Raw genomic sequence first — 11,462 nt, forward strand, 5'->3', positions numbered from 1 at the left:
ATCTACATCAACGCGCCGATTGGCATAGAGCATGCGGACCTTTTCGGGATCTGCCTTGATATCCCTTTCGTAAGCATCCGCCATTGCTTTCAGCGCCGACCCGGCGTCCGCCTTCTCGACAAGGGAGCCGGTTGCGGCGAGCGTTTCCACGAGCTTCTTGTGATCGCCAGCCTGCAGGGCTTCCACAATGGAAGTCTGCGAAAAATGACGCTCGCTGCCTGCAGAGTCAGCGCCTTGCATTTTCTGGTCATTCGAAGCCATATTTTTTTCTCCTGAGTCTTTGGTCGATCGTTTCTCTGAGACGTTTGAGGGGGCGTTCGTTGACGACAATTCCCAATTTGATCCCGGATCATCTTCCCGGTGCGGTATTGGACCCACTCGGCCATCAGTACCGATGATATGATCGACGTCCGCATACGTCGGTTGAACTGTGTTGGTGACCGAGGTTGCCAGTTTCAATCGTTCGAACAGGGAAGTGATATCTTCAACTTCCTCGGCAGAACTAACTGAGTGACGGGCCATTTTTTTGCGAGAATCGATTTCTTCCTTTGCCGCCGCTCGTTTCCGTTTCTCGATCGCTATCCCCAGGTTTGTTACCGTTGCGATCGTGACTTGGTGGCTTTCGTGGGCTGAGGTGTTAGCCGTCGATTCCGACCCGCAGAATTCCGGTTGCATTTGCTCTTCAGTCGTGATGACAGAAGACTGGAAAACTTCGAAGTCAATGGCGCTCGGGTAAAGGTCCGCGCTTTCCGGCATTTCCACATCCGATGTGGATGGTTCGTGCAGCTGGTTCTCCCCGAAGGAGCTTTCTTGTCTGCCTTGGAAGGAAAGCGGCGTCGTTGGAGAGATTTCCATCTGGTCGAGCGGCCTTAGCAAGTGCGCGTTCGAAACCGACGAGCGCTCTTGGAAGGCAGCAGGTTCGAGCGCTGGGAATTGAATGGAATTATTTGGCGCGCTTTGCTGAGTGAGCTTTGCACTGAGAGCCTCAACATTGTTTGCCACGAGGGGAGAAGCAATGACGTCGAGACGACTGCGATGCCTCGTCAGGCCGACATAGGTCAGCTTATCTGAAAGAGCACCATCACAGAGGAGAATGGCGTGATCAACTGTGGCCCCCTGACTCTTATAAATTGTAGCAGCATAGCCGTAGGTAAAACCCTTAAACTCGCTATCGGTCCAAGTGACGGTTCGTCCAGATCCGTCTAACCTTGCAGTAATGCGAACCCCAGCAGATGTGCCATTCTCAGCTCGGGAAGCTTCTGTGCTATTAAGTCCGACTACAGTTGCAAAAGTACCATTGCGGATGTCCGCTTGCAGACGGTTTTCGCTGAATATAATCCTGTCTCCCAAGACGAGATTAATCCTTTGCTGAACGCGTCTCGACGAACCCTCATCTATTCCAGATTCCGAACTTCCACTATCTATTACGCTTGACCACACACTCATTTGCTGGTCTTGCAATCCGGATTTGTCAACAAACCTCTGATGAAGAGCGATATTGGCGCGATTAACGCTCCTGTTGGAGTGTGCCATCACAAGACGATCATACACCGGATATCGGTCGCAAACTCTATTCATCTCCTCCAGCATGCGGTCAGTGATCTGGTCTGACGCCCTGACGTTTGAGCCGCTAGGAGGAGCATATACGAAATGGACGAGGCCCATTTGTTCGAGCGCTGTGAGATAGTGCCCGACGGCGCTCTTGGCATCGCGTCGTATGTCACGTCCGAGCTTTTCTGTTTCTATTCGCGACCGCGCGTCGAGCTGTCGAAGCGGCTGGACGAGTTCATAGCAGCCGGCTTGCTCCATAATAATCGGAAGCAGATCACCAGGTCCAACAGGGGGCAGTTGCCGATCGTCTCCCACACATATCAGTTTCGGCCTTTCGGTTGGGTGATAGGAAGTGGCATTTGCAACTGTCTCGATTAGTTGCGCGATCTCCTGCGTCTTGGCCATCGACATTTCGTCGATCACGACGATGGTATTTTTTCCGATGGTGCGGTCTTTCGCCTTGAAAGTCGTCGCGACGTCGCGAAGACCTTTCTCACGAAGCTCCTGGGCCGCCCGGTTGGTGGGTACGAAGGCAATCAACTTTATTTTCTCGGTCGGGAGCGCTTCCTCGTTGAACCTGTCCACCGCTTCGTTCAGGGCTCCAAGTACACTTGTTTTTGCGGAACCCGCTACGCCCACCATAGTGGAAGCTCGATTTCGCCTAGACAGATAATGTAATGCTCCTCTGAGCTCCGGTGTGAAAATGCCTCTATCGGCGACCATATCAACAATGGTTCCCGGAACGCCGAAGCTTTCTTCTGCGGAAAGATTGGTGACATGACGTACAGTATTCTGTTCCGCAGCTCTCAGCTCTGTAGAGGTGTAGAGAGGTTGGCCATCTGGAGAATCAAGCCGGGTCAGTTTGTCGCTTGCGACGACCTGTTGGAATAGCAGGTCGATTTCTTGTACCGGCCGTTTGTAGTGCGTGAGTGCCCGAGCCGCCGAAATCTTAAGTTGGTCTTGTCCGAAGCACGCATTGCGATTTGCGGCGTGGTTTACGACCCATTCCACAATATTGCTCTCGTCCAGCAGGTTACTGAACTGGCGAAGATCTGTCTGGAAGCGCGTAGGGACAGACGTGTCAACAGCAGCCATTCCGGGATCGGACATTACAATGTCGTCGGTTGGCATGCTTGCCACTCCTATTCCCCTCGCTTTCCAATCGTGTGTGATCAGCCAGCCAGGATGGAAAGTTCGGTAACGGTGCTGATTTCAAAACTCAATGAGCATCCGGTGCGGTCTCAAAGCCATTGAGGGGACATGGTGTTCATCAAAACCTAGAAGTCAGTTAGATGGCCCGCGTGGCTCCAAGTATATCTGAGGAAGAATTGAATTCCTTAAGCTCAGATGAGCAATCTTTCTATGGTGGATCGATTGCGAGGACTATAACTTGATATCAGGAACGCTTCTACACATGAAAAATTCAAAATCGCTACAAATGAAACTTTGGAAATGTTTACCTTTAAGGGTTACGGTTTGCAGTTTGTAATCATTAACGTTGGGTCGCTGGTTCGATCGAGCCTGTTCGTTGAAACGCGACTTTCATGCCTTTAGGCGAAGCGCGACAACAGTCCGCCGACGTCTGCGTGCTGAACCGTATGCTTCGAGATCTTCTCACCGCCACCTACCGACAATGATGTGACCAACCATGTCGCTCGGCTTAACTCAAGGAACACGAATATTGCACCTCTGTGCGGATTTCGGTCTTATTGTCGTAATGACTCTGGGAAGCTTCATGATCGTCTCCTGGAGCTTGATTGCACCCCGTGCGACCACACTCTCGCAGAGCGCTGGGCGCAGTTCACGCCTGCGGAAGTCCAGAGTGGCGTCAAGCTGGCGAGCGAAACCGGTCAGGTGCTGAAGACCATCGAAGGCTATATCGTCACGGTAAATCATGACGCGGACTCGAGCGCGACGTCGGCACGCGAACAGTCGGTCCGCCTTGCCGAGGTCAATACGGCAGTCAACCTGATAGACCAAATCATCAGCAGAATGCAGCGATGGCAAAGCGAGCAACGCGGCGAGCGCCTCGCGCGCGGGGTGAGGCCGCACGGCTTTGCGATCTCGTCGGCCGGTCGGACCTCTCGCCCGGTTTGCCTCCCCAGCACCGCGGATGGCGTCGGGTGTGACCAAGGCCATTGCCGACAAAGCTGCCGTCAAGCAGGTGGCTAGGCAAGAGTTCCGAGTTGCCCTCCCCGATCCGAACGGTGAACCTTTCGCACTCGGGGTGATTCCAAGAGGCTCGCCCACCGAACGAGAGGGGAGCGTCAGGACAGCCCTCGGTGATCGCGCCTCAGGCTTCATTCTTGCCCAGGGTTCGAAGAGATTTTTGCCGAACTCTCGGCACCCTCCTTAAGCGCCACACCGCTCAACTGCAAGCGCAGCGCCTCCCGGACGATCCAGGCGATCTTATCCGCGGCAATCTCGTAGCCGAGCCCGTCGGCGTGAATATTCGAAATGCAGTTACGCTCGCTGTCGCGCCGTCCTGCCTGGGGGCGGAAGGTGATGTAGGCACCCAGACTGTCAGGCACGCTTAACCCCGGTCTCTCGCCGATCAGGACGATTGCAACCTCCGCACCGAACGCCGCCGCCGCCTCGTCGCCGAATGCTACCCGCGCCTGTTCGCCCAAAATCACCGGGGCGACACTGAAGCCGCCAAGACGCTTCATGCATGCCTTGAAAAGCGGAACGGCATGACGCTCGACCGCCGAGGCGGAAAGCCCGTCCGCGATGACGAACGCGATGTCATGGCTATCCCCTGGCATTGGAAGATCGGCTGCAAGCGGCTGGCGACCCAGATCCGGGCGCGACAAGTAGATGGTACGATCCGTGGCGCAGGACCTGATCCGGATCGTTGATACCGGTGCAAGCTGCTTGGCGAGGGCGACAAAATCCACTTGACCGTGCACGGCGTCCCTGGCCTTCGCATGGGCCAGCTGGAAATCCAGAATTGCCGAGGTCGGCAACGCGTCGCCCGCTCTACCGAGTCCAATCCGGGCGCGTGTCGAATGGCGGAAGCGCTCAAACGGGTCTCGACCCCAACTCATGCGGACACCCCGTAGCTCAAGAGATTGCGAGAGAATTGGCCCGAGGCGCTGGCGGGCGCCAGCCGGCCCGAGTGATCAAGCATGCCCATGCGATTGAGCCAAGCCTCAAATTCGGGCGCCGGCGGACGATTGAACTGATGCCTGAGGCCGACAATATCGTGATAAGACAGGCTCTGGTAGTTAAGCATGACGTCATCAGCGCCGGGCACGGCAATCATGAAACTGACGCCCGCGACAGTCAATAGCACCATCAGATTGTCCATGTCGTCCTGGTCTGCCTCGGCATGGTTGGTATAGCAGACATCGACCCCCATCGGCACACCGAGCAGTTTTCCGCAGAAATGATCCTCTAGCCCGGCGCGAATGATCTGTTTGGCGTCGAACAGATATTCCGGTCCGATGAAACCGACCACGGTGTTGACGAGCAGCGGGCGGAGTTCACGTGCGACTGCGTAAGCCCGCACCTCGACCGTCTGTTCATCCACGCCGTGATGTGCATCTGCCGAAAGAGCGCTGCCCTGACCGGTCTCCAGATACATCACGTTGTTTCCGACGCTGCCGCGCTTCATCGACAGCGCGGCGTCATTGCCTTCCCTGAGAACGGCGAGATCGACGCCGAAACCATTGTTGGCAGCCTCAGTGCCGGCAATCGACTGGAACACAAGATCGAGCGGCGCCCCGGCCTCGATCGCCTTGATGGAAGTGGTGACATGAGTCAGCACGCAGGATTGGGTGGGAATCTCGAACCGCTCGCGCAGCCGGTCGAAAAGGACCATCAACCTGGTGCAGGCATCGAGGTTGTCGGTGGCGGGATTTATGCCGATCACCGCATCGCCGATTCCGTAGAGAAGGCCGTCGAGTGTCGAACCGGCGACGCCTTCTGGATCGTCGGTCGGGTGGTTGGGCTGGAGCCGGCTCGACAGCCTGCCCGGCAGGCCGATGGTGGAGCGGAAGGCAGTGACCACGTTACATTTACCGGCAACGGTGATCAGATCGTGATTGCGCATGATCTTGGAGACCGCCGCGACCATTTCCGGCGTGAGGCCCGTCGCAAGTGCTGCCAGCCTTTCGGTTGTCGCGTCGTAGGAGAGAAGCCAATTGCGAAACTCGCCGACCGTCATATGTGAAACTGGCGCGAAGGCAATTGGGTCGTGGCGATCGATGATCAACCGGCTGACCTCGTCGACTTCGTAGGGGATCAACAGATCCTCCAGGAATGTCTTGAGCGGCATGTCGGCAAGCAGGCAGCGGGCAGCGACCCGCCGCTCGTTGCTTGACGCTGCAACCCCCGCAAGCACATCGCCTGACTTGAGTGGCGAGGCACAGGCCATGACCGATTTCAGGTCGGCGAAGACATGGCGCTCGCGTCCAAGTATGATCGAATACATTTTATCTCCGCTCGTGGGTATCAGGCAGCCCATTTCTTGCGCAAGGGCGAAGCTACCTTCAAGATTGTAAGTCCAGCCCGAACTGGGCAGTGCGGGCGCCATGCCTCCTGAAAGCTATGCACGATCCATGCCACTCCTGGCTTGGGCGCGCGCGGTCCATTCATCGAAGGGCTTGTGCTCCTAAGGTGCCTCCGGACGATGCAAGCCGTGACCGAAGCATTTCGGATCCGCCATGGATCATGAGGCGTTCGGAACTCGATTGCCCGAGGCGGCTTCAACTGACCGTTTGCCCGGCCTTCACTGTCGAGGCTGCCTTTCCAATGAGCCTGGAGAGATAGCTGCCAACCGCAGCTTGGTCATCCGCGGCCACCAGGAGGTCATTTCTCACCTCTATCATGACATTTGGAATACCGTTCGCGATGCCGTGCTCGACGAGCGTGTGCGTGACCCCATCGGCTGGACCGTATGGCTGGTTGCGCATGACGACATACTTGCGATCGGCCCCTTCGAATTCCGCGAGAATTGCATCTGCGAGCGTCGTGTCGCTGTCGTGCAATATCCCGATCTCGACCTCGCGCTTCTTGCCGAAATAGACGGGGGTGAAACTATGGACTGTGACGAGCATCGTCCCGCGCCCCTGGGCCTTGCGAGAGGCGAGAATTTCGGACAGTCCATCACGAAAGGGTAGATAAATCTCGTTGATCCGCGTCAGGCGATCTGCTTCCGGCATGCTCTGATTTCCCGGAACGTCATAGATCTCGCTTTTGCCAACAATTGCAGACACTGCCTCCGGCGGGCGATTGCAGTCGTAAACGAGCCGCGAAAAGCGCTGGTAATAGAGGACCGCATCGAGAGATGACGAAAGATATCGTGCGAGTTCCAGGGCGCCCGGATCCCAGGCGATATGACTTGAACGCGCAGACGCATCAAGGCCGAGGTCGCCGAGTGAAGGCGGGATCAGGTGTGAAGCATGCTCGCATACGATTACAAACTTGCCGAGCGCGGCCTTGTTTTCGATCGCGATTGCAGACTCGCCAGGGGCGAGCAACGACAATTTACCCATAACAGTCTCCGTTGATATCCACACAATAACAACGAAAACAATAAAAGCAACATGATATCAACATTGCATAAAGTAGCCCTCTGTCGCGGTGGAGGTTTCGCCACGTCACGGCCCCTCGTTCGCTACGCCGATTTCTAACTGTTGCCGAAAACATGGGCAAAATGCCTGCAAAATATGCCTTTTTGTAAGGCAGATCCTCAGAGCATTTTATCCAATTCCCATCCTGTGCCGACGCTTGTGCTGTCAGCCGCGATCACTCTCATGGCGATTTTCTTAGCTACGGAAATTGAAAAACCCTCATCGGGTGTGTTGACAAACGCAAAATATCCACATAAATCCACATTCCAAGGAGATCGCAATCGTGGATTTTTCAGTTCTTTCGCTCAGCTCAGCAATTGTTTCCGGCAAGCTCACATCCGAAGCGCTCGTTCAGGAATGCCTGGCGCGCATTGCGCGGCTGAACCCCATCGTCAATGCCTTCAGCCAGGTGTTTGAAGAACAGGCCCTCAAAGAAGCGAGGGCCTGCGATCGCGAGGCAGCCGAAGGTCGGTTCCGTGGTCCTCTTCATGGTATCCCGATGGGCGTGAAGGACCTCTTCTTCGTGGAAGGGCAGCTATGCCAGCGCGGATCTCGTGCCTATAAGGATTTCGCTCCCAAGATGACGGCGCCGATCGTCCAGAGGATGATTGACGCCGGATCTATCATCATCGGCAAGACGACAACTACCGAAATGGGGTGGTCCGGTTCCGGCTTTTCCGAATTCTATGGCCCGACGCGCAATCCATGGGACCCCAAGCTCACAAGTGGTGGTTCGAGCTCGGGTTCGGGTGCTGCGCTCGCGGCCCGAATGGTTCCCTTCACATTGGGGTCCGATGGTGGCGGTTCCGTGCGCATCCCGGCAGCTTTCTGCGGTGTGTTTGCCATGAAGGGCTCGCTGGGGCGCGTTCCGGCTTGGCCCTGGAGCGCGACGGAGATGCTGTCCCACGCCGGTCCGATGAGCGTCACGGCAAAGGATAGCGCTTTCTTGTTCAATATTGCCAAGGGGCCCGATCCGCGAGACCATCAGGCGCTGCCGGACGACGGAGCAGATTACACTGAAACGCGATCGACAAAGTCCCTCCGGATTGGTTTTGCACCAAGCCTCTTCGGGTTCAAAGTCGCGCCGGAAATCGACCGGGTCGTGCGCGAAGCGGTCGATGCGCTCACCAAGGCGCTCACTATCGATGTTCGTTCGGTTTCCCCGGACTGGGAAGATCCGATCCGTATCTTCGAGACACTCTGGGTTGCCGGCCGGGGCGTCGCCTATGGGTCCCAGTCGGATCTTTCCGATTTTGGCAGCGGTTTCCGTGCGCTCGTCGAAGCGTCGGCACGCTACGATCTTAAGGATTATCTCTCGGCTGCGAAAGCGCGCGCGGAATTTGCTGGTCGCGTGCACGCACTCTTTGAGGACGTCGACCTGCTCCTCTTGCCAACCATCCCGGTCGAGCCGTTTGCGGCGGATCGGGAGGCGCCCGAAGGGTTCCAATCGCCCTCGGAAGTCCTCGCGTGGACGGGCTGGACGCCCTTTACATATCCCTTCAATCTTTCCGGCAACCCGGCAGCCTCGTTGCCTTGCGGCCTGACCGTCAACGGGTTGCCCGTTGGCCTGCAGGTCGTCGGCCGTCGCCACGCCGATGCGCTTGTCATGGCATTCTGCCAGCAGGCCGAGGACCATCTTTTCAAAAACAACAATCCTCCACTTGTCGTTGCTGGCGACAAGATGGGGTGGGGAACGCCCAGCAAATCAACTGTGGAGATGTCGTCATGGAGTTCAATAGAAGATCGCTCTTAAAGAGTTCGGCGCTTGCGGGCATCGCACTTGGCATGCCTATCCTCAATACTAAGTTCCTGGTCAACCCGGCCAATGCCGCGGAAAACAAGGTCCTTAAATTTCTCTCGGCCGAAACTCTGACCGGCAACTGGGATCCGTCTTCTCACACGACGCTGGCGCAGATCAACCTTGAGAGCTTTGTGTTCGGTTATCTAACCCGCGCACCGATGACGCCGGAAAAGCCTGACGAGCTCGTCATGGAACTGGCGACCGAGATGAAGCTGATCGACGAGCACACGCTCGAATTCAAGCTGCGCGAAGGCGTCACCTTCCACGACGGCAAGCCGTTCAGGGCCGAAGACGTCAAGGCGACATTCGAGTATGCAAGTCGCCCCGACCGACCGGCCGCCTGGTATCCCGGTCCCTGTGAAGTCGAAGTCGTCAGCGATTACGTCGCGCGCGTCAAGACCGACAAGGCCGGCTACCCCGCAAGCCTTTTCTGGTTCCTGTCCTCCTTCCTGCCGATCATGTCGGCAAAGGACGTCGCCGACCCGAAGACGCTCTCTGCCCGGCCGAACGGCACCGGTGGTTTCAAGTTCGTCAAGCAGGACGGCAACACGACCGTTCTCGAGGCCTTCGACAATTTCTACCTCGGCAAGCCGACGATTCCCGGACTGCATTTCAGCTTCGTCGGCGATGCGACGACCCGGACACTGGCGCTTCTGAATGGCGAGGCCGACCTTATCGAACGCCTTGAAGCCGAACAGGTCGAAACGATCGAAAAGACCGGCGGCTTCCAGCTTCACAAGGCGATCTCGGTCGAGAACAAGTATCTTTGGTTCCGTTGCTCGAAGCCGCCCTTCAACGACTGGAGACTGCGTCGCGCCGTGTGCCACGCGATCGACCGGTCGGTGATCGACGATATTCTCGGCGTTTCCGGTCACGCGTCGAACTGCTACGTGTCTCCGGTCAAGTTCGGCTATGTCGATATCCCGAACTATCCGAAGTTCGATCCGGACCAGTGCCAGAAGCTTTTGGCGGAAGCCGGCTTCCCGAAGGGCGAAGGTCTGCCCGAACTCGAATACATCACGTCGGTCGGCTTCTACCCGAAGACCAAGGAATATGCCGAGGCCATCACGGCGATGCTTCAGGAACAGGGCTTCCCCGTCAAGCTCAACGTCATGGAAGTCGCGGCCTGGGGTGACGCGCTCTACGATCGTCCCGGCGGCGGGCCCGGTCATATGATCGACTGCGGCTGGTCGACGGGTTCGCCGGAACCCGATCTGGTGCTGAGGACCCATTTCCACTCGACGACGCACCGCATCTGCGGCATCCAGGATCCGGAAATCGATGCTGCCCTCGACAAAGAGCGCAACGCCTCAAAGCCCGAGGAACGCAAGAAGGTCATTCAGACCGAGCTGATGCCGTTGCTGGCGGAGAAGACGCCATCATTTTCTCTCTTCACGTCCGTTTTCATCCACGGCATGCGTGATGGCCTGAGTGGTCTCTACATCTACCCGAATGGTATGATGGACGCCAACAAGGCGACATTGGCCTGATCCAGCGCTGCGGCCACTGCCTGGCAGTGGCCGCCTTGGCCCCGACAGACTAGGGTAAGTACATGTTCCTTCTATCATTCCTGATGAGACGGCTTCTGCAGGGGGGCCTGATCATCCTTCTCGTCATATTCATCATCTTCACGCTGTTGCGTGTGGTGCCGGGTGACCCCGCGCGCCTTATCGTCGGCGGCATGGCCCCTGATGCGGTCGTGGCGATGAAGGCAAAGGAACTTGGTCTCGATCGGGCCATCCCGCTGCAATTCGTCTCCTATCTTGGCCATTTGGCGACCGGCGATCTTGGCACGTCGTTCGTCAGGCCGAAGAGCGGGGCGAGCCTGGCCGGCTCGGCCTATAACGACCCGACACGCGAAGAGCGGGCGAAGGTCCTAGATCTCATTCTCGATACACTCCCGATGACCCTGCAGCTCGCAGCCGTCGCACTGGTCATCGCGTTGCTCGTTGCTGTTCCGCTCGGCCTTGCCGGCGGGCTCTATCAGGGTCGCTGGCCCGACAAACTCGCGCTCGCATTGGGGTCGATCTTCGTCTCGACCCCGAACTTCTGGCTGGGCATCGTGCTGACGCTCTTTCTGTCGGTGAAGCTCAGGCTTCTGCCCGCGATCGGCTACAACGGCTTCGAATACACCATTCTGCCCGCGATCGTGCTCGCGGTGGAGATTGCGCCGTTCATCCTGCGTACGTTGACCGTTTCTGTCGCTCAGGTGTTGCGCGAAGACTTCATTCAGCTTGCTGCTGTTAGAGGCCTGAGCCGCGGGCGCACGATCTTCTCGCATGTGCTGGGCAATTCCGCGGTCCCGTTGATCAACTTGCTGGGTGTGCAACTCGGCATGCTTCTGGGCGGCGTCCTCGTGGTCGAGTTCATCTTCGACTATCCGGGCCTTGGGCTCCTGACGATCAATGCCGTTCAACAGCGCGACTTTCCGCTCATCCAGGGCGTCGCGATCTTCATTTCCGTGATGTTCGTGGTGATCAACATCCTGGTCGATCTTATCGCGATGACCATCGATCCGAGACTGGAATACTGAG

At 57.2% G+C, this 11,462-nt stretch carries 7 protein-coding genes and 1 pseudogene; 3 read left to right on the top strand and 5 right to left on the bottom strand.

The genetic code is table 11. The annotated features are described in order from the left end of the window. The 5 genes and pseudogenes from EXN68_RS24820 to EXN68_RS24845 all read right to left on the bottom strand — a co-directional run. On the bottom strand, positions 1-2,682 hold a 2,682-nt coding region (locus tag EXN68_RS24820; protein ID WP_142843415.1), incomplete at its 3' end, for an ATP-dependent DNA helicase. A gap of 422 nt (positions 2,683-3,104) precedes the next feature. Beyond that, positions 3,105-3,233: pseudogene (locus EXN68_RS27970) on the bottom strand (IS110 family transposase); the annotation flags it as partial. Between the two features lie 618 nt (positions 3,234-3,851). Beyond that, positions 3,852-4,598, bottom strand: a complete 747-nt coding sequence (gene eutC / locus EXN68_RS24835) for an ethanolamine ammonia-lyase subunit EutC (protein ID WP_012475942.1) — start codon at positions 4,596-4,598, stop codon at positions 3,852-3,854. After that, positions 4,595-6,019, bottom strand: a complete 1,425-nt coding sequence (locus EXN68_RS24840) for an ethanolamine ammonia-lyase subunit EutB (protein WP_077768183.1) — start codon at positions 6,017-6,019, stop codon at positions 4,595-4,597. The genes eutC and EXN68_RS24840 overlap by 4 nt, the downstream gene beginning before the upstream one ends. A 241-nt stretch (positions 6,020-6,260) precedes the next feature. Then, on the bottom strand, positions 6,261-7,049 hold the full coding sequence (locus tag EXN68_RS24845) for an N-formylglutamate amidohydrolase (RefSeq protein WP_012475944.1): 789 nt from the start codon (positions 7,047-7,049) through the stop codon (positions 6,261-6,263). Between the two features lie 361 nt (positions 7,050-7,410). On the opposite strand from EXN68_RS24845, the gene EXN68_RS24850 reads away from it, so the two are divergent. From EXN68_RS24850 to EXN68_RS24860, 3 genes are all read left to right on the top strand, one after another. Then, complete coding sequence (locus EXN68_RS24850; protein ID WP_202048391.1) at positions 7,411-8,880, top strand: amidase; 1,470 nt, start codon at positions 7,411-7,413, stop codon at positions 8,878-8,880. Then, entirely contained in the window at positions 8,853-10,418 is a 1,566-nt protein-coding gene (locus EXN68_RS24855) for an ABC transporter substrate-binding protein (protein WP_012475946.1), read from the top strand. Before EXN68_RS24850 ends, EXN68_RS24855 begins: the two co-directional genes overlap by 28 nt. Before the next feature lie 62 nt (positions 10,419-10,480). Next, complete coding sequence (locus EXN68_RS24860; protein WP_077768150.1) at positions 10,481-11,461, top strand: ABC transporter permease; 981 nt, start codon at positions 10,481-10,483, stop codon at positions 11,459-11,461. The last annotated feature ends 1 nt before the right edge of the window (position 11,462 follow it).

Source organism: Martinezella rhizogenes, from assembly GCF_007002745.1.
GTDB lineage: Bacteria > Pseudomonadota > Alphaproteobacteria > Rhizobiales > Rhizobiaceae > Agrobacterium > Agrobacterium cucumeris.

Excerpts from the sequence above, each read along its gene's own strand:
- eutC (WP_012475942.1), bottom strand. The coding sequence starts at position 4,598 with ATGAGTTGGGGTCGAGACCCGTTTGAGCGCTTCCGCCATTCGACACGC.
- EXN68_RS24840 (WP_077768183.1), bottom strand. The coding sequence starts at position 6,019 with ATGGGCTGCCTGATACCCACGAGCGGAGATAAAATGTATTCGATCATA.
- EXN68_RS24845 (WP_012475944.1), bottom strand. The coding sequence starts at position 7,049 with ATGGGTAAATTGTCGTTGCTCGCCCCTGGCGAGTCTGCAATCGCGATC.
- EXN68_RS24855 (WP_012475946.1), top strand. The coding sequence starts at position 8,853 with ATGGAGTTCAATAGAAGATCGCTCTTAAAGAGTTCGGCGCTTGCGGGC.
- EXN68_RS24860 (WP_077768150.1), top strand. The coding sequence starts at position 10,481 with ATGTTCCTTCTATCATTCCTGATGAGACGGCTTCTGCAGGGGGGCCTG.